General features: G+C 70.2%; 14 protein-coding genes. 4 read left to right on the top strand and 10 right to left on the bottom strand.

Annotated features, from left to right (window positions below):
- Nucleotides 1–61: 61 nt before the first annotated feature.
- Together OHO27_RS25220 and OHO27_RS25215 are read right to left on the bottom strand one after the other, a co-directional pair.
- On the bottom strand, nt 62–727 hold the full coding sequence (locus OHO27_RS25220; RefSeq protein ID WP_328427258.1) for an HAD family hydrolase: 666 nt from the start codon (nt 725–727) through the stop codon (nt 62–64).
- Between the two features lie 78 nt (nt 728–805).
- Nucleotides 806–1,321, bottom strand: coding sequence for a DUF6912 family protein (locus OHO27_RS25215; protein WP_328427257.1), 516 nt, complete (start codon nt 1,319–1,321; stop codon nt 806–808).
- Between the two features lie 353 nt (nt 1,322–1,674).
- Here OHO27_RS25215 and OHO27_RS25210 point away from each other — a divergent pair, with 353 nt between their 5' ends.
- Complete coding sequence (locus tag OHO27_RS25210) at nt 1,675–2,298, top strand: Rv3235 family protein (RefSeq protein WP_328427256.1); 624 nt, start codon at nt 1,675–1,677, stop codon at nt 2,296–2,298.
- A 110-nt stretch (nt 2,299–2,408) separates the two neighbouring features.
- Here the strand turns inward: OHO27_RS25210 and secA are convergent, their stop codons facing one another.
- Nucleotides 2,409–5,258: a preprotein translocase subunit SecA gene (gene secA, locus OHO27_RS25205; protein ID WP_328427255.1), complete on the bottom strand. Its 2,850-nt coding sequence runs from the start codon at nt 5,256–5,258 to the stop codon at nt 2,409–2,411.
- 270 nt (nt 5,259–5,528) lie between these two features.
- Here secA and OHO27_RS25200 point away from each other — a divergent pair, with 270 nt between their 5' ends.
- Together OHO27_RS25200 and OHO27_RS25195 are read left to right on the top strand one after the other, a co-directional pair.
- Nucleotides 5,529–6,110 (top strand): GNAT family N-acetyltransferase, encoded by a 582-nt coding sequence (locus OHO27_RS25200; protein ID WP_328427254.1) that lies wholly within the window; start codon nt 5,529–5,531, stop codon nt 6,108–6,110.
- An 87-nt stretch (nt 6,111–6,197) separates the two neighbouring features.
- Entirely contained in the window at nt 6,198–7,397 is a 1,200-nt protein-coding gene (locus tag OHO27_RS25195; RefSeq protein ID WP_328427253.1) for a winged helix-turn-helix domain-containing protein, read from the top strand.
- 22 nt (nt 7,398–7,419) lie between these two features.
- Here OHO27_RS25195 and OHO27_RS25190 read toward each other — a convergent pair whose 3' ends face one another.
- The 7 genes from OHO27_RS25190 to mtnA all read right to left on the bottom strand — a co-directional run bounded on the left by OHO27_RS25190 (nt 7,420) and on the right by mtnA (nt 16,616).
- Nucleotides 7,420–8,166, bottom strand: a complete 747-nt coding sequence (locus OHO27_RS25190) for a response regulator transcription factor (RefSeq protein WP_328427252.1) — start codon at nt 8,164–8,166, stop codon at nt 7,420–7,422.
- A 202-nt stretch (nt 8,167–8,368) separates the two neighbouring features.
- On the bottom strand, nt 8,369–9,061 hold the full coding sequence (hpf, locus tag OHO27_RS25185) for a ribosome hibernation-promoting factor, HPF/YfiA family (RefSeq protein ID WP_443059589.1): 693 nt from the start codon (nt 9,059–9,061) through the stop codon (nt 8,369–8,371).
- Between the two features lie 412 nt (nt 9,062–9,473).
- Nucleotides 9,474–10,283, bottom strand: a complete 810-nt coding sequence (locus OHO27_RS25180; RefSeq protein WP_443059588.1) for a ComF family protein — start codon at nt 10,281–10,283, stop codon at nt 9,474–9,476.
- Nucleotides 10,284–10,703: 420 nt separating this feature from the next.
- Nucleotides 10,704–12,548: an LpqB family beta-propeller domain-containing protein gene (locus OHO27_RS25175; protein ID WP_328427249.1), complete on the bottom strand. Its 1,845-nt coding sequence runs from the start codon at nt 12,546–12,548 to the stop codon at nt 10,704–10,706.
- On the bottom strand, nt 12,538–14,613 hold the full coding sequence (mtrB, locus tag OHO27_RS25170) for an MtrAB system histidine kinase MtrB (protein ID WP_328427248.1): 2,076 nt from the start codon (nt 14,611–14,613) through the stop codon (nt 12,538–12,540). The genes OHO27_RS25175 and mtrB overlap by 11 nt, the downstream gene beginning before the upstream one ends.
- Before the next feature lies 1 nt (nt 14,614).
- A complete protein-coding gene (gene mtrA / locus OHO27_RS25165) occupies nt 14,615–15,304 on the bottom strand; it encodes a two-component system response regulator MtrA (RefSeq protein WP_015659998.1) in 690 nt (229 codons plus the stop codon).
- 160 nt (nt 15,305–15,464) lie between these two features.
- A complete protein-coding gene (gene mtnA, locus OHO27_RS25160; RefSeq protein ID WP_328427247.1) occupies nt 15,465–16,616 on the bottom strand; it encodes an S-methyl-5-thioribose-1-phosphate isomerase in 1,152 nt (383 codons plus the stop codon).
- 140 nt (nt 16,617–16,756) lie between these two features.
- On the opposite strand from mtnA, the gene OHO27_RS25155 reads away from it, so the two are divergent.
- Nucleotides 16,757–18,091 carry a hypothetical protein gene (locus OHO27_RS25155; RefSeq protein WP_328427246.1) on the top strand — a complete coding sequence of 445 codons (1,335 nt, stop codon included), beginning with the start codon at nt 16,757–16,759 and terminating at the stop codon, nt 18,089–18,091.

Below are 18,091 nucleotides of genomic sequence, written 5' to 3'. Positions count from 1 at the left end.
CTCCAGCGAGCACCGGCGCGGCGTGCCACCGGGGCGCCGCGCCCCTGGTGGGCGCCTACGCTCACGCGGCCAGCCGCTCCGCCTCCGCGACCGCCTCCACGAGCGAGTCGACGACCGGCACCCCGGCCACTTCGAGGCTCGCCCGGCTGTGCGACCCCCCGGTGTAGAGCACGGCCCGAGCCCCCACGTGGAGCGCCGCCACAGCGTCGTCCGCCGCGTCACCGATCACGACCGTGCGTGCGGGATCCACGCTCGCGAGCGCCTTGATGTGCCGCACCATGTGTTCGGCCTTGCTGCCCCCGGACGGCCCGGTCCGCCCGTCGACGCGTATGAAGTGCTCCTCGATCCCGAACCCCCGCACCAGCGGGACGAGTTCGTCATGCACGTACATGCTCAGGATCGACTGGCTGCGCCCCGCCGACCCCCACTCCACGAGCAGCTCCGCCACGCCCGTGGTGAGCCCGCACGTCACCCGGTGCTCGGTGTAGTACCGGTGGAAGGTCTCGTCCATGACCTCCCACTCGGCGTCGGTCGGCAGCCGGCCGAGCAGCCGCTCATAGAACTTCGGCACCGGCACGCAGTACAGCGCCCGGTACTGCTCCATCGTGATCGGCTCAAGCCCCAGCTCGCCGAACGCCGCGTTCGTCGCCCCGATGATCGCGTCATTGTCGTGGAACAGCGTCCCGTTCCAGTCCCAGACGATGTGCGCCCCTACTAGCTTCCCCATGCCGAAAACCGTACCCGCCCTCACTGACAATCAAGAGAACGGCGGGTCAAGCAGCAGGTCAGCGAGGGCAGCGCCGGGTCAGTCGACCAGGCCTACCAGATTTGGGATCTCCTGGGTGGCGAACCACAGCAGCTCATGATCCTCGGCCCCGTCCACGACGAACTGCGCGTCGTCGTCCCCGCCGTCCGCCGCCGCCAGCGCCTCCGCGGCCGCCGCCACGTCCGTCTCCGCGTCGTCCGAGTCGACGTGCACGGCGGCCGCCTTGGCCAACGCCACGCCCCCGGCGATCCGCACCTCACCCAGCGCCGCCGGGTCCAGCCCCCGGTCCGGGTCGGCGACGGCCGCCGCGTCGGGCACGTCGACGGCGACCACGACCCGGCGCCGCGCCGCCCCGGCGTCCGCCGCCAGCAGCCGCAGCGAGGCCAGCGCGGCCCGGTTGAGCGCGGCGTACTCCAGCTCCTCGATGTCGTCGGAGAGGTACCACTCGCGCAGCGCGGGCGTGACGGCGTACGCGACGAGCGACTCGGCCTCCAGCTCGCCCGCCTTGTGCGCCTCGGCGAGACCGGGGAGTGTCAAGGGGACGTAGACGCGCATTGCTGACCGCTTCCTTCGTACTCGGAGCACTCGTAAGGCTCTGCAGGGCCCGGAGCGGGGGCGATCCCCGCACCTCCGGAGGGGCTTCAGGATACGTGCGGGCGATACCCGGGGCGTCCCCTTTCGAGCCCCGTCCAGCACCCCGGCGGGCGTCCACCCCGGTCCACGAACTCACCCGGTGCGCCCTTGCCAGTACAGGCTTCCACGGCCCTCGATCACCCGGATAAGTGAAGATTCCGGCGGCCCGGCCCGAGTCCCCGCTTCCTTGCCGCCGGCACCCGCGACCCCATACAAGATCACCAACCACGAAGTTACCGACCGGTATCAATCCGGGTTCACCGAACGGGGACTCCATGCACAAGGTCATGACCAGGGCACAGCACCGCCCCGGCACCCGCCCACCGACCCGCCGCGACACCCGCCGCCCCGCCGGCAGCCCACCCCGCACCCCGAGCGGCGGCACGCCCCGTACGGCATCCCCAGGAGGCCGCCCACCGGGTACGTCAGGCGCCACGGGAACACTCCCGCGCACCAGGCCCAAGGACACCCGCCCAGCGACTGCCACAGCCCCCACGCTGCGCACCTGGCGTATCCCGGCGGACGAAACCAGCACCCTCGACAGGCCCGCCGTCCCGCAACCCCGCCCCACCGACGTCTTCGCCGACCGCCTGCTCCTCGTGCTGAGCGGCCAGCGCCCCGTCCACTGGATGCTCCGCCACACCGTCGGCCGCGCCTACGACGAACTCGCCCGGCTCGCGGAGGGCGGCCTCCTGCGCACCCGCGGCACCCGCCCCGTCGTCCGCGACATCGGCTACTTCGAACCCCGCCCGGGCGCCATCGAGGCCTTCGCCCGCATCGGCGCCGGAGACCAGCTGCGCGCCATGGCATTCCGCCTGGAACTGGGCGGAGACCTCCGCTGGCGCTGCACGGCTGTGGAACTGGGCGGCCCACGCAGGCCGCGCCTGGACGACGACTGACCGCCACCGCCCCCACAACGGGCCGCAGGCGGGCCGAGCAAGCCGAAGGGCCGGGTTCCCCAAGGAACCCGGCCCTTCCTGGCTGCTACGGCGTCACAGCCACCGTCACGTCACTTCTTGCGGCGCCGACCACCACGCGCCTGCTTGCGCCGCTCCGCACGCGTGAGGCCGTCGGCCTCCGAGCGCACCGGCTCGTCGCCGTTGTCGAAGTCGCCCTCGACGATGTCGCCCTCGCCGTCCACCTTGGGCGCCGTGTAGTGCAGCCGGTCCGGGCGGCGCGGGGCCTCCAGGCCCTTGGCACGGATCTCGGGACGCGCGCCCGCCTGCGCCGGCACCGCGTCCTTCTTCTCCAGGTCGGCCACCGGCTTGGTGTCCTCGACCGGGACCTCCTCGACCTGCTGCTCGACCTGGACCTCCAGGTTGAACAGGTAGCCGACGGACTCCTCCTTGATGCCCTCCATCATGGCGGTGAACATGTCGAAGCCCTCACGCTGGTATTCGACCAGCGGGTCCTTCTGCGCCATCGCGCGCAGGCCGATGCCCTCCTGGAGGTAATCCATCTCGTAGAGGTGCTCGCGCCACTTGCGGTCCAGGACCGACAGCACGACCCGGCGCTCCAGCTCACGCATGATCTCGGAGCCGAGCTGCGCCTCCCGCGCCGCGTACTGCTCGTGGATGTCGTCCTTGATGGACTCGGAGATGAACTCGGCGGTCAGCCCCGCACGGTCACCGGCCGCCTCCTCCAGCTCCTCGACGGTCACCTTCACCGGGTAGAGCTGCTTGAAGGCGCCCCACAGCCGCTCCAGGTCCCACTCCTCGGCGAAGCCCTCGGCGGTCTCCGCGCCGACGTACGCGTCGATCGTGTCGTCCGTGAAGTGCTGCACCTGCTCGTGCAGGTCCTCGCCCTCCAGGACGCGGCGGCGCTCGCCGTAGATGACCTCACGCTGGCGGTTGAGGACCTCGTCGTACTTCAGGACGTTCTTACGGGTCTCGAAGTTCTGCTGTTCGACCTGCGACTGGGCGGACGCGATCGCGCGCGTGACCATCTTGTTCTCGATCGGCACGTCGTCCGGGACGTTCGCCATCGACATCACGCGCTCGACCATCTGGGCCTTGAACAGGCGCATCAGGTCGTCACCGAGCGAGAGGTAGAAGCGGGACTCGCCCGGGTCGCCCTGACGGCCGGAACGACCGCGCAGCTGGTTGTCGATGCGGCGCGACTCGTGCCGCTCGGTGCCGAGGACGTAGAGACCGCCGAGGTCCTTGACCTCCTCGAACTCCGCCTTGACCGCCTGCTCGGCCTTCTCCAGGGCGGCGGGCAGGGCCGCGGCCCACTCCTCGATGTGCTCCTCGGGGTCGAGGCCGCGCTGGCGCAGCTCCGCCTCGGCGAGGTCCTCGGGGTTGCCGCCGAGCTTGATGTCCGTACCACGGCCGGCCATGTTGGTGGCGACGGTGACGGCGCCCTTGCGGCCGGCCTGGGCGACGATGATCGCCTCACGGTCGTGCTGCTTGGCGTTCAGCACCTCGTGCTGGACGCCGCGCTTGGACAGCTGCTGCGACAGGTACTCGGACTTCTCGACCGACGTCGTACCGACGAGGATCGGCTGGCCCTTCTCGTGCTTCTCGACGATGTCGTCGACGACCGCCTCGAACTTGGCGACCTCGGTGCGGTAGATCAGGTCCGACTGGTCCATGCGGACCATCGGCCTGTTCGTCGGGATCGGGACCACGCCGAGCTTGTAGATCTGGTGGAACTCGGCGGCCTCGGTCATCGCCGTACCGGTCATGCCGCACAGACCGGGCTGTTCCTTGCCCTCGTGGTCGTGGCGCTTGTAGAGGCGGAAGAAGTTCTGCAGGGTGATCGTGGCGAGCGTCTGGTTCTCGTCCTTGATGTCCACCCCTTCCTTCGCCTCGATCGCCTGGTGCATGCCCTCGTTGTAGCGGCGGCCGGCGAGGATACGGCCGGTGTGCTCGTCGACGATCATGACCTCGCCGTCGATGACGACGTAGTCCTTGTCCTTCTTGAAGAGCTCCTTGGCCTTGATGGCGTTGTTCAGGTAGCCCACCAGCGGCGTGTTGACCGACTCGTAGAGGTTGTCGATGCCCAGCCAGTCCTCGACCTTGGCGACGCCCGCTTCGTGGATGGCGACCGTGCGCTTCTTCTCGTCGACGTCGTAGTCGCCGGTCTCCTCCAGGCCCTTGAGCTGGTTGCCCGCCTCGCCCTTCTTCAGGCGCGTGACCAGCTTGGCGAAGTCGCCGTACCACTTGGTGGCCTGGTCGGCCGGGCCGGAGATGATCAGCGGCGTACGGGCCTCGTCGACGAGGATGGAGTCGACCTCGTCGACGATGGCGAAGTTGTGGCCGCGCTGGACGAGTTCGTCCTTGGACCACGCCATGTTGTCGCGCAGGTAGTCGAAGCCGAACTCGTTGTTCGTGCCGTACGTGATGTCGCACGCGTACTGCTCGCGACGCTGGGCCGGCGTCATGTTGGCGAGGATGCAGCCAACGTCCAGGCCCAGGAACTTGTGGACACGGCCCATCATCTCCGAGTCACGCTCGGCCAGATAGTCGTTCACCGTGATCAGGTGGACACCCTGGCCGGACAGCGCGTTCAGATAAGCGGGCAGCGTGCCGACGAGCGTCTTGCCCTCGCCGGTCTTCATCTCGGCCACGTAGCCGAGGTGGAGGGCCGCGCCGCCCATGATCTGGACGTCGTAGTGGCGCTGGCCGAGAGCACGCTTGGCGGCCTCGCGAACGGTGGCGAAGGCCTCGGGCAACAGGTCGTCCAGGCTCTCACCGTCTGCGTAGCGCTGCTTGTACTCATCGGTGAGGGCCCGCAGCTCGGCGTCGGAGAGGTCGACGAAGTCCTCTTCGATGGAGTTGACCTGGTCCGCGATGCGGTGCAGCTTGCGCAGGATCTTGCCTTCGCCTGCACGCATGATCTTCGAGAGGACGGACACGGGGGTTGGTCTCCTTGCCGGTCGGGCCTGGGACGGTCGGTTTCCATTTGACTTGACTGAGCAACGGCCATCGTATGCGAGGACCCCGCCACGCCGGGAGCCTGCCGTGGACGCCGAACGTCCGCTGCTTCAAATCTCCGTCAAAGGGACAACGGCCGGAGGCTGCGGATGGTGCCGCGTTCCGCCGACGAATTGCGCGAAATGCGTTCGCTCGCTCACACACCGCATATAAGGATGGCGCTTGCGACGGCCCCCGAGCAGAATCGGCCGATGGAACCCGTCACGCTCGCCACCAGCCGTCTCCTCATGCGCACGGTCGGCCCGAAGGACACGGACACGGTGTACGAGGCCGTACAGGACCCCGACATCCAGCGCTGGACCACGATCCCCTCGCCCTACCTCTATGAGCACGCCCAGAGTTTCGCGGAGCAACTGGTGCCCGAGGGCTGGGCGAACGGTTCGATGTTCACCTGGGGGCTCTTCCTCCCCGAAGGGGAGGACCTGGTGGGCATGCTCGGCCTCACGATGCGGTCCATGAGCGAGGCCGAAATCGGTTTCTGGGGCACGAAGGAGCACCGCGGCAACGGCTACATCACCGAGGCCGTACTCGCCGCGTCCCGCTGGGCCTTCGTCGACCGTTCGCTCGACCGGGTCGAATGGCGCGCGGAGGTCGGCAACGTGCCCTCCCGCGCGGTGGCGGAACGCGCCGGCTTCGCCGTCGAGGGCACCCTCCGCTCCGCCATGGTCAACCAGGGCGTACGCCGGGACTGCTGGGTGGGTTCCCTGCTCCCGTCGGACCTGAGCCTGCCGTCGACGGCGCCGTACCTGCCGGCGAGGAACCAGCCCGCATAACTGTGCTCCCGCACCCGCGTGCAGGCCCACCACGACAAATCCCCAGCTCAGCCCGCACTGTCAGTGCCACCGCCTATCGTGCGGACCATGACGACCCTGCGCCCCATCACCGACCTCTCGGCCGACGAGGCCCGCCGGATCGCCCTCCGCGCGCAGGGGTTCCTCGGCACCCCCGACCGCAGGTCCGGCGTCCGCGGCATACTGCGTCATCTCGGCGCGGTCCAGCTCGACACCATCTCGGTCCTGGCCCGCTCCCACGAACTCATCCCGTACGCCCGCCTGGGCGCAGTGGGCCGCAAGACGGTCGAGAAGGCGTACTGGACGACTGCGGCCGCGGGCGAGCCGTCGGCGCAGCCGCACGCCTTCGAGTACTGGTCCCACGCCGCGTGCATCCTCCCCGTGGAGGAGTGGCCGCACTTCGCCTTCCGCCGCCGCGCCTACCGCAACCGGCCCCACTGGAACCACGAACTCCCCGACGGCGCCTACGACCAGGTGATCAAGCAGCTCCGCACCGAGGGCCCCGTCACCGCAACCGAGCTGGGCGGCGCGAAGCGGACCAGCGAGTGGTGGGACTGGTCGGGCGCCAAGGTCGCCGTCGAACGCGCCCTGATGTACGGCGAGGTGGTCTGCGTCGAGCGCCGCGGCTGGAAGCGCGTCTACGACCTGGCGGAACGCGCCGTCCCGGAAGCATTGCTGCACGACGATCTGGACGACGCCGAGTGCCTGCGCCGCCTGGTCCGCCTGGCGGGCCAGTCCCTCGGCGTGGGCACGCGCGCGGACATCGCCGACTATCACCGACTCAAGGGCGAGCAGGTCGACGCGGTGATCGCCGACTCGGGCCTGGTGCCGGTCACCGTCGAGGGCTGGGGCAAGCCGGCCTGGGCCGACCCGGTGGCCCTGGAGGCCCCTCCGCGCGGCCGCCACCGTACGACGCTGCTGTCCCCGTTCGACTCCCTGATCTGGGAGCGGGCACGCACGGAGCGGATCTTCGGCTTCACCCACCGCCTGGAGGCGTACGTCCCCAAGCAAAAGCGCGTCTACGGCTACTTCGCGATGCCGGTCCTGGCCGGTGGCCGCCTGGTCGGCCGCGTGGACCCGGCCCGCGAGGGCAACACCCTGGTCGCCAAGCAGGTCACCCTGGACGGCCCGAAGGCGGTCCCAGCGGTGGCCCAGGCGCTGGTGGAGGCGGCGAGCTGGGTGGACTGCACGGACGTACGCGTGGAACGGGTCGACGCACCCGACCTGCGCGAGCCGCTCGCCACGGAACTCACTCGCTTGCTGGCGTGACCCCAAGGCCGGTCATCCGGCCTCAGCGGATCTCGAGGATCTTCTCCCGCATCGCGTACACCACGGCCTCCATCCTGGAGTGCAGCTGCAGCTTCTCCAGGATGTTGCGCACATGGTTCTTCACGGTGTTCTCGGAGATGAACAACTCCTTGGCGATGTCCCGGTTGTTCATCCCCGTGGCCACGAGCTTGAGGACCTCCAGCTCCCGGTCCGTCAGCCGCGGCGCGGGCACGAGCCGGCGCTCGTCGGTGCGCTGGATCATCGACTTGAACTCGGTGAGCAGCTTCGACGCCATGGACGGGCTGATCTGCGACTGCCCGTCGGCCACGGCGCGAATGGCGGTGGCCACCTCGTCGGTGGAGATCTCCTTCAGGAGATAACCGGTCGCACCCGCCTTGATCGCGTCGTAGAGGTCCGCCTCCTCGTCGCTGATCGTCAGCATGATGATCTTCGCGCTGGGGGCGACCTCCTTGATGGAGGTGCAGGCCTCGATCCCGCCCCGCTTGGGCATCCGCACGTCCATCAGGACGATGTCCGGCAGCAGGTCAGCGGCCTTGTCCACGGCTTCCGCGCCGTCGCCCGCCTCCCCGACGACCTGGATGTCCTCCTCGGCCGCGAGCACGATCTCCAGTCCACGGCGGAACAGGGCGTGGTCGTCGACGACGAGGACTCTGATCGGCTCCTTGCGTGGAGAGCCCGCGTCCGGGCCCGTGCCGACGACATCGCCGTCGGCATCCTCGTCCCGCATCGGTCCGAAGCTGTCCGCCATCGTTCCTCCCCCTGAAGGCTGTGGCTGGTCGCCTGCCATCGCCAACCCAAGGCAGCGGCCCAACGGTTGGACCGGTGCGGCCATGATTCCATGCCCGGCCGACACTACGGTGACGAGCGGGGCGCGAAGAGGTCGCACACCGGTGCCCCTGGGGGCGCACACCGCGCTCCAGGGGCACCGGCTCAGCTGTCAGCCGGGTGGGTCAGCCGCCCAGCGTGCCGCCTGCCGCGGGGGCCTGCGCCTGCGTGACCATCGGGTCCGTGCTGAGGTGAATGACGCCGTAGTCGTAGGCGTGACGCCGGTAGACGACGCTTGGTTCCTTCGTCTCCGAGTCGACGAACAGGTAGAAGTCGTGCCCGACCAGCTCCATCTCGTAGAGGGCCTGGTCGAGGGTCATCGGGGAGGCGACGTGCGTCTTCTCGCGTACGACGAGGGGGCCTTCGCCCTTTACTTCCAGCGAGCCGATCTTCTTGGTGGGAATTCCGTCCGACTCTTCTTCCTGGAACGTGCGGCCATTGCCGTTGAGCGTCGCCGCGCCCGGTACGTGGTCGGGGACCTCGGCCGCCGTGAGTCGGCGTGCGCCTCGGCGCGAGAAACGCTTGTCGTGCTGCTTACGCAGCCGGGCATCCAGCTTTTCCGCCGCGAGGTCGAGCGCCGCGTACGGATCGCTGGCCGCTGCCTCCGCCCGGATCACCGGACCGCGGGAGCGGAGCGTGATCTCCACTCGGTCACAGCGGTCGGCCTGTCGCGGGTTGGGCTCCTTGGACACCTCGACGTCGAGGCTGATCACCTTGGCATCGAGCCTCTGGATCTTCTCCAGCTTCAGCTTCTCGGCCACGTGCTTGCGGAACCGCTCGGGCACCTCGGTCTTGCGGCCCTTGACGACGATGTCCACGCAGAACTCCGTTCCCGGATCGCCCCGCTCCATCGGCGGAGCATCTCCCTTTTGCACCAGGCTCCGGGGAACCCCGAAGCCTCGGACTCGGTGACTTCCACCTCCTCCTCCCCCATGGGCAAGATCTCCACCCCATGGCCGCGAGTGATTGCGCAAAACCCGCGGCACGGCATTCGGATATGACGGGGACGGCCTGCGCCTTTCCCTCACAACCGAACATATCTCGCCTGGACGGATGTCGTCACCCTCTACTGCGGCGTACCTCCGTTCAGGTGAATTGACCCTCTCGTTACCTGCAACGATGCAAGTTCTCAGTCAGTTCCGGTTTATTTCGAAAGAATCCGGCGATGCAGCGACCACAGCCGCGCAGATCAGGTCACGGCTCTGTCCTGGGCCCATGATTCCCGGCCTCTCACTCAACTGCCGCACACCGCCCTCCGTCGATCCGGCCTTCCGTTCTCCTGTGCTTTCCCGACTTCCCGCCTGGTACACGGCTGTTGTCCGGCCAACGCGGGCACGGGGCTCCGGGGTTGCCCATCCGTATGTGTCCGTCTGGGCTGCGGACTCCGCTGTACGAGAGCTGGGGCCCACCCTCCCCGACCACCGGAGCCCACCCCTCCGCCGCCACCAACACCACCCGCACAGCCCTCGCCGCCTCCGCCAGCGACGCACCCGTCGTCATCAGGTCGTCGACGAGCACGACGGGACCGCCCCCGGCGAGCAGCCGACCACCCTCAGGCGCCACCACCAGCGCACCCGCGAGATTGTCCAGCCGCTGCCGCGAGTTGAGCCCCGACTGATCGGCCACCCCACGCCCTTGCCGCAGCACGGCCAGCACGCGTGCCGGCGTCCCGGCCCGCCGCAGCTCACCCGCCGCCGCGAGCGCGATCCGCCGTACCGGATCATGTCCTCGCGCCCGCACCGACCCACGAGCGGACGGAACTGGGACGAGCAGCACAGGCGCCTCGGCGCCCTCCAACCGCCGCACCCCGTCGCCCCGCACCCGCGAGCCCCGCACCCGCGCATCCCGCCCCGACGCCCCGCTGTCCCGAGACGCACAGGCCTCCCGAAGCCCAGCCCGCACAGCACCCGCCAGCGCCGCCCCGAGCGGTGCCGTGAGCGCCAGCGCGCCGCGTTCCTTGTGGGCGAGCAGCACCGCCCGCGCCTCGTCCGCGTACCGGGCCGCCGCGTGCACGACCGGCAGCCCGGGCGGCTCCTGCACCGGTCGCACCCGGCTCGGTACGGCCCCGTTCAGGACGGCACGGCACTCCGGGCAGAGCACCGTGCGAGGCCTTCCGCAGCCTCCGCACTCGGCCGGCAACACCAGGTCGGTCAAGTCCTGCCACCACCCCCGCATGCCCACCACTGTGCCAACGACCGTCCTGACCGACCACCCCTGTGGATAACTGCCTGTGGATAACCCGGCCCGATGCGGCCCGCCCCACTTCCGTCCCAGAACCGAGCCGCGTTTCCCGCCCCGGAACCAAGGCGCATTCCCGCGCACCACGCACCCCGTGCCAGGCCCCAGGTCCCAGGCCCCAGCCCGCACCAAACGAAACGACCGCCCCGACCGGAGACTCACCCCGGCCTGAAGCGGCCATCCCACTCCCCGTCCCGAACCAGCGGCGGTCCGGGCGAAGCCTCACCCCGGGTAGACCGGAGCCGCCCCGTCCGTCACCACCTTCTGCCACTGCGCCCCCGACGGCAGCCGCACGATCCCGTCCTCCGAGTAACCGACCAGCGGCAGCCGCGCGTCCTCGGACGCGGTGATCTCCTTAACCCCGCTGAGGGCCGCGGGCGCCGGCCCCTCCGGCGTGGAGCCGTCGACCTGCACGTACCGCATGGTCTGCACGCCGCCCTTCTCGCGCCCGACCACGACGAGCCGGCTGTCACCGGCCCACGACATGGCCGAGACCTCCTCCAACTCAGGCGTCGCGGAGCGCAGTTCGTGTACCGAGACGGTCGCGGGCTCCTCCGCCTTGTCGTCCTGGCTCCGTTCGATCCGGCCGATGAGCAGCGACGACTTCTCGCCCTGCTTCACCACGAGCGCGATGCGCACACCGTCGGCGGCCACCTTCACCGACTCGATGCGCCCCTCGAGGCCCGGTGGCGTCTTCACCTCCAGAGGCTTGCCGACGCCCTCCTCCAGCAGGAGCAGCCGGGGGTTGCCGGGATCGCGGTCGGCGACCCACAGGTCGCCCTGGGCGTCCCAGCTGGGCGCCGAAAGCCGCTCCTCCGCCGTCGGGCCCGCGCTGCTCAGCTCCGGCTCCCCGAGCGGGCCACCCGACACCAGCGCGCCGACGTAAAGGTTCTTGCCGTCGAGGCCGACCCCGGCCGCCATGTCCTCGTCGCGCGATACCGCCACGGACTTCAGCTGCACATCGCCGTCGCCCAGGGCGCCCGGCACCGGATCGGGCTCCGTGTCGCTGGTGGCGGCGGGCAGCCGTACGAGCCGGTGTTCGGCGTTGAGGAAGTACAGGTAGTCGGCGCGTTCCACCGACCCGCGCGCGGCGACGCCCTCCGCGTTCTGCTCGGTGAGCGAGCACAGTTGCCTGCCGTCGGACCGCAGGTCGACCTCGTCCACGATGGGGGTGAGGTTCTGCAGGGTGAACAGGAGCTGGGCCGCCATCTCCTTGCACTGGGTCAGTCCGACCCGGGCCGCCTTGTCGTTCAGCTGCACGGTCAGCCTGTTCTGATCGTCGGGCGTCAGCGCGGTGACGCCCTTCCTCAGTGCCGTGCCGGTGGGGAAGCTCGACCTGACCACGGGGTTGAGCCAGCTGGTGGGCCCCGTGAGCAGGGAGCGGACCATCTGCGTCATCGGGTCCACGTTCCTGCGCACGTAGACGGGATCGGCGACGGCCGCCGTGTGCGGCGAGGTCCCGAGGGTGGTGTTCGTCGCGAAGTAGTACTTGTCGACGGACATGTAGTTGCGCTGGAAGTCCGACTTGCCCATGACGACGCCGCGCGGCGGGATGTCGATGCGCCACTGCTTCGTCTTCTTGTCCCGGGTGAGGTGCATCGGCTCGCTGTAGTCCCCGTCGGCGGGCGCGTACGACTGCTGCGCGTCGACCAGGGCGACCTTGGTGCCGGTCAGCGTGTAGGAGAGGCTGTCGGTCTCCTCCCGGCCCCCGACGCGCTCGACGTCGACGCCCGGTCCGTCGGCGAGCACCGTCGTGGACAGCAGGGGCTGCCACTTCTCCGATGCTTCCTCTGTCAGGTACTTGCGCGCGATCTCGTAGTCCGGATCGTCGCTGGTCAGCGCCTCCAGGAAGCCCGACACGATCTCCGAGGACGATGCGTCCTCGTGCGGCGGCATCGCGAAGACCCGCACCTGCGTGCCCTGCCGCGGCGTGGACTCGACGCCCCGCAGATCGCCGCTGTCGGGCATCGAGGCGCACCCCGCCAGCAGTACGGCGCCACAGGCGGCGTACGCCACCGCGCGCCCCGCCCCGCGCCGGGCGGCGCCCCCCTCGCGGTCAGCGGCCACGAGATGCCTCCCCATGCTTGCTCGACTCCCCGTCCTGCCCGGCTTCCTCGCCCGCCGGCTCTTCCGCAGCAGGCGTCTCCTCTTGCCGCCGCGCGCCTGAAGCGGGCCGGGGCACCACACGCGCGCCGTTGCCGGGCAGCGCCGTCGGGTCGGCCTTGGGGACCGCCCCGCCCATCCGCGTGACGATGGGGTCCCTGGACGGCATCGGGGGCGCCTGGTCCCCGTTGGGCTGGACCGGCACCGTCGCCGCCTTCTCGCCGCCACCGCAGGGCAGTCCGGCGTCGTCGAGGCCGCGATTGCGCCGCGAGTCCTTGGGTTCCAGGGGTATCGGTGAGCCTCGCAGCGGCTCGTCCGCGGTCCGCGGCAGGGTCAGCCGGAACTGCGAACCGCCGCCGGGCTCGCCCCACGCCTGCAGCCAGCCGCCGTGCAGCCGCGCGTCCTCCAGCGCGATCGACAGCCCCAGACCCGTACCGCCGGTCGTGCGCGCGCGTGCCGGGTCGGCCCGCCAGAAGCGGCTGAAGACCCGGGTCGCCTCGCCGGGCTTGAGCCCGACGCCGTAGTCGCGCACCGCGACCGCGACCGCCCCGCCCGCCGAGGCGAGCTTGACGACGACGTCCCTGCCCTCGCCGTGTTCGACGGCGTTGACGACGAGGTTGCGCAGCACGCGTTCGACGCGCCGGGCGTCGGCCTCGGCGACGATGGGCTGCTGGTCGCCGACGACGCGTATCTGTGTGCCTTTGCGCTCGGCGAGCGGCTCGGCCCCGCTGACAACACGCCGCACGACCTCCCTGAGGTCGATCGGCTCGGCCTCCAGTGCCGCAGCGCCCGCGTCGAAACGGCTGATCTCCAGCAGGTCGGCGAGCAGTGACTCGAACCGGTCCAGCTGGTCGGCCAGCAGCTCCGCCGACCGCGCGGTCACAGGGTCGAAGTCCTCCCGCGCCTCGTGGATGACGTCGGCGGCCATCCGTACGGTCGTCAGCGGCGTCCGCAGCTCATGCGACACGTCGGACACGAACCGCCGCTGCATCCGCGACAGGTCCTCCAGCTGCTGGATCTTCAGCTGAAGGTTCTGCGCCATCTTGTTGAAGGCCTCGCCGAGCCGCGCGATGTCGTCCTCGCCGGTGACCTTCATCCGCTCCTGCAGCCGCCCGGCGGACAGCCGTTCGGCGATACCGGCCGCCATCCGCACCGGCGTGACGACCTGGCGCACCACGAGCCAGGCGATGGCCCCGAGGAGTACGACCACGAAGAGCCCGGCGGTGGCCAGCGTCCCCTTGACCAGGCTCAGCGACTTCTCCTCCTGGGTGAGCGGGAAGAAATAGTAGAGCTGGTACGGGTCGCTGTTGGGGTCGTTGACCTGTTTGCCGATGACCAGGGCCGGCTGGGGCTCCTTGTCGGCGGTGCGGTTGTAGACGATGCGGGTGTAGCTCTGGAACGCCCCCATGTTGGTGTCGATCCGCTCGCGCAGGTCCTCGGGCACGCTCGCCGTCGGATCCACGCCGCCGGAGGCTCGCGGCCCGCGGCCGCCGCTGTCTCCCGCCGCCGAGGCCGGAAGGGTCACCACGTCGAAGGCGCCCTGGCCACCGCTGGAGAGCGAGGAGACGAGGTCGCTCATCCACTGGATGACGTTCTGCTCGGAACGCCCGTCGACCGTCGCGCCGTCGTCGGCGGCCCCGGCCGCGGCTTCGTCGGCGCTCTTCTTGGCTGCGGCGAACCCGCCGGTGGCCTGGCTCTGGGAGGCCTTCACCTTGGCGTCCAGCAGGCCGTTGCGCACCTGCCCGATGACGACGAAGCCCAGCAGCAGGACGACGCCGAGCGACATCAGCAGGGTCGTGGCGACGACCTTGAGCTGGATGTTGCGCCGCCACAGCCGCATGACGGGCAGCAGCGGCCGGCGCACCCAGCGCAGCAGCAGCCGAAGAACCGGACTGCCCTGCACTCCGCCCTGCAGTAGCCCGCCCTCGAGAAACCGTCCCCAGCGGGAGCCCGCCTTCTTCGGGCCGACAGGCCGCTCCGGTCGGGCCCCGGTCCGACCGGGGGCCGAAGCGGCACTGTCCCCGGACATGTCAGCTCGGCCCTGCCTTGTAGCCGACGCCACGGACGGTCACGACGATTTCCGGCCGCTCCGGGTCCTTCTCGACCTTGGAACGCAGCCGCTGCACATGCACATTGACCAGACGCGTGTCGGCCGCGTGCCGGTAGCCCCACACCTGCTCGAGGAGCACCTCACGGGTGAACACCTGCCACGGCTTGCGGGCCAGTGCGACCAGCAGGTCGAACTCCAGCGGCGTCAGCGCGATCGACTGCCCGTCCCGCTTCACGGAGTGCCCGGCCACATCAATGACCAGGTCACCGATGGCGAGCTGCTCGGGCGCCGGCTCCTCGGACCTCCGCAGCCTCGCCCGGATCCGGGCGACGAGCTCCTTCGGCTTGAACGGCTTGACGATGTAGTCATCGGCGCCGGACTCCAGGCCCACGACGACATCGACGGTGTCGCTCTTCGCCGTCAGCATCACGATCGGCACGCCGGACTCGGCCCTGATCAGGCGGCACACCTCGATGCCGTCCCGCCCGGGCAGCATCAGGTCCAGCAGCACCAGATCGGGCTTGGTCTCACGGAACGCGGCCAGCGCCTTGTCGCCGTCAGCCACGAAAGACGGCTCAAAACCTTCACCACGCAACACGATGCCGAGCATCTCGGCCAGTGCGGTGTCGTCGTCGACGACAAGGACTCGTCCCTTCATAAACGACATCATCCCATTCTCATAACAGTGGCGAAGGCTCAGGTGAGATAGGTCACCGGCCAGTGACCTTAGTCGTACGCCGTCGCCACTGTCTGCCCTCGCTCAGATCACAGCGAGTGACATTTGAGAGGGTTCGCCCCGCTCTGCCCGGACTGATGCACCAACCTCCGCCTCACAACGTCGGCGTCACCTGCCGTGACCTGGCGCACAGCTCGGCCAGCGCGTCGGCCGTCACGGGCGACGCGGCTCCCTCCTCGGTGACGATCGCCGTCACCAGCTCGGGCGGCGTCACATCGAACGCCGGGTTGTACGCCTGGGTCCCCAGGGGTGCAACCGGAATCCCGCCTCCCGGCTCCCCTCCCGCCACCGGCACCTGAGGCGCCGCGATCTCGGTCACCTCGAACCCAGGACGCTGCTCCACCTCGATGGACGCCCCGTCCGGTGTCTCCGGATCCACAGTCGTCAAGGGCGCCACCACGATGAACGGCACATGGTGGTAGCGCGCGAGCACGGCGAGCGGATAGCTCCCCACCTTGTTCGCCACCGACCCGTCGGCCGCGATCCGATCGGCCCCGATCAGCACCGCGTCCACCTCACCGGCAGCGAACAGGGACCCCGCCGCGTTGTCCGTGAGCAGCGTGTACGCCATCCCGCTGCGCGCCGCCTCGTACGCCGTCAGCCGCGCCCCTTGCAGCAGCGGCCGTGTCTCGTCCACCCACAGCCTCCTGAGCCGCCCGGCCCGGTGCGCCGCGAGCGCCACCGCGAACGCCGTGCCCTCCCCGCCCGACACCAGCGCCCCGGAGTTGCAGTGCGTGAGGATGCGGTGCCCACCGCCGGGCAGCAGCTCGTCCAGCAGTGCCAGCCCCCGCTCGGCCATGCGTGCGCTGGCCTCGGCGTCCTCCCTGTGCAACGCCCGCGCCGCACCCAGCGCCGCAGCAGCGGCCCGCTCGACGTCCCCACTCCCGGCGAGCTCGTCCCGGTACGCCGCCTGAGCCCTGCGCACACCGAGAGCAAGGTTCACGGCGGTGGGCCGGGCGCCCGCGAGCGACTCGGCGGCGTCGTCCACGTCGAAGCCGCGCACGGCGGCGAGCGCGACGCCGTACGCCCCGGCGATCCCGAGCAGCGGAGCCCCGCGCACGGCGAGCGAACGGATCGCCTCCACCAGCGCGGGCGCGTCCGTACAGACCAGCTCGACCTCCTCGGCCGGCAGCCTTGTCTGGTCGAGAAGGACCAGTACGGGACCTTCGGGTGGTTCGTCCCACCGGATCGCCGGGATCTCGTGCTGCTTGCTGTCCTCGCCGAATTGCGCGTGCTGATCAGCCATGCGGTCAGTCTGCCCCTTGTCCGGCAGACAATTGAAGGTGTGCAGCCCAGACCGCGGCCGGTACCTCTGCGGCCACCCCATGGCACGATGGCTGCCAACCTGCCGCCGCGACCGCGGACGGGCACCGTGAAGGAGCGACGATGAAAGACACTCCGGGCTGGGCCTCGCCCGGATCCGCCCCGTCCGACGGCCAGGAACCCGGCACGTCCGGCCCTGCCGAGCCCGCAGACCGTCCCGACCCCGCGCAGCAACCGGGACCCGACCCACAGGGCCCCGGCTCGAAGTGGTCCAAGGAGCAGCCACCGGCCGGCCAGTGGTCCGCCCCGACGGGACCCGAGGCCCCCGGCCAGACCCCGCCACCCGCACCGCCCGGCCCGGGCTGGGGCACCACCCCTCCTGCCGGCACCGGCGGACCCGCCGGAGGCCCCCAGGGCTACGGCACCCCGGGCGGATACAGCGCCTGGGGCAGCGGCTGGGGTGGCCCGCCGCCCGCTGCCAAGCCCGGCGTGATCCCACTGCGCCCACTCGGCGTCGGCGAGATCCTCGACGGCGCGGTCTCCACCATGCGCACCTACTGGCGCACGGTCCTGGGCATCTCCCTGACCGTCGCGATCGTGACGGAAATCCTCGTCATCCTCCTCCAGGGCTTCGTCCTGAACGACCTCGCGGGCAGTGAGGCCCTCAACGACCCGGACGCCACCCTCAGCGAGGTCACCCGGGCCACGGGCGACGCGCTGCTCAGCTCCAGCGCGATCTTCCTGATCACGGTGATCGGCGCGATCATCGCGACCGCCCTGCTGACGACGGTCACCAGCCGCGCGGTGCTCGGCAAGTCCGTGACCACCGGCGAGGCCTGGCGCGACGCCCGTCCTCAGGTGCTGCCGCTGTTCGGCCTGCTCCTTCTGCTGCTGCTGATGACCTTCGGCCTGGTGTTCGTGGGTGCCCTGCCCGGCATCCTCGTGATCGTCTCGGGCTCCGGTGCGGCAGGCGGGGCGCTCGCGATCCTGGGCATCCTCGGCGCGGGCATCGTCGCGATGTGGCTGTGGTTCCGCTTCTCCCTCGCCTCGCCCGCACTGATGCTGGAGAAGCAGGGCATCATGAAGGCGCTGAGCCGCTCCACGAAGCTGGTCCGCGGCTCCTGGTGGCGCGTCTTCGGCATCCAGCTGCTGGCCACACTCATCGCGAACATCGTCGCGGCGATCGTCGTCATCCCCTTCACCTTCCTCGCCGCCGCCTTCAGCGGTGACGGCGCCACCGCATTCCTCGACGGTGCGGGCGACTTCGGCTGGACGTTCCTCATCATCAGCGGCGTCGGCTCGGTGATCGGCTCCATGATCACCTTCCCGATCACGGCCGGCGTCACCGTCCTGCTCTACATCGACCAGCGCATCCGCCGCGAGGCCCTCGACCTCGAACTGGCCCGCGCAGCCGACGTCCAGGACCACGGCGCCGCCACTGGTACCCCGGGGAGCTGA

Source organism: Streptomyces sp. NBC_00443 (assembly GCF_036014175.1).
In the GTDB taxonomy this organism is placed as follows: Bacteria; Actinomycetota; Actinomycetes; order Streptomycetales; family Streptomycetaceae; genus Streptomyces.
The sequence above is the reverse complement of the archived record's forward strand: the minus strand, read 5'-3'. Positions and strand labels throughout refer to the sequence as shown.

Excerpts from the sequence above, each read along its gene's own strand:
- OHO27_RS25155 (WP_328427246.1), top strand. The coding sequence starts at position 16,757 with ATGAAAGACACTCCGGGCTGGGCCTCGCCCGGATCCGCCCCGTCCGAC.
- mtrB (WP_328427248.1), bottom strand. The coding sequence starts at position 14,613 with ATGTCCGGGGACAGTGCCGCTTCGGCCCCCGGTCGGACCGGGGCCCGA.
- OHO27_RS25220 (WP_328427258.1), bottom strand. The coding sequence starts at position 727 with ATGGGGAAGCTAGTAGGGGCGCACATCGTCTGGGACTGGAACGGGACG.
- OHO27_RS25200 (WP_328427254.1), top strand. The coding sequence starts at position 5,529 with ATGGAACCCGTCACGCTCGCCACCAGCCGTCTCCTCATGCGCACGGTC.
- OHO27_RS25190 (WP_328427252.1), bottom strand. The coding sequence starts at position 8,166 with ATGGCGGACAGCTTCGGACCGATGCGGGACGAGGATGCCGACGGCGAT.
- mtrA (WP_015659998.1), bottom strand. The coding sequence starts at position 15,304 with ATGATGTCGTTTATGAAGGGACGAGTCCTTGTCGTCGACGACGACACC.
- mtnA (WP_328427247.1), bottom strand. The coding sequence starts at position 16,616 with ATGGCTGATCAGCACGCGCAATTCGGCGAGGACAGCAAGCAGCACGAG.
- OHO27_RS25195 (WP_328427253.1), top strand. The coding sequence starts at position 6,198 with ATGACGACCCTGCGCCCCATCACCGACCTCTCGGCCGACGAGGCCCGC.
- OHO27_RS25215 (WP_328427257.1), bottom strand. The coding sequence starts at position 1,321 with ATGCGCGTCTACGTCCCCTTGACACTCCCCGGTCTCGCCGAGGCGCAC.
- OHO27_RS25210 (WP_328427256.1), top strand. The coding sequence starts at position 1,675 with ATGCACAAGGTCATGACCAGGGCACAGCACCGCCCCGGCACCCGCCCA.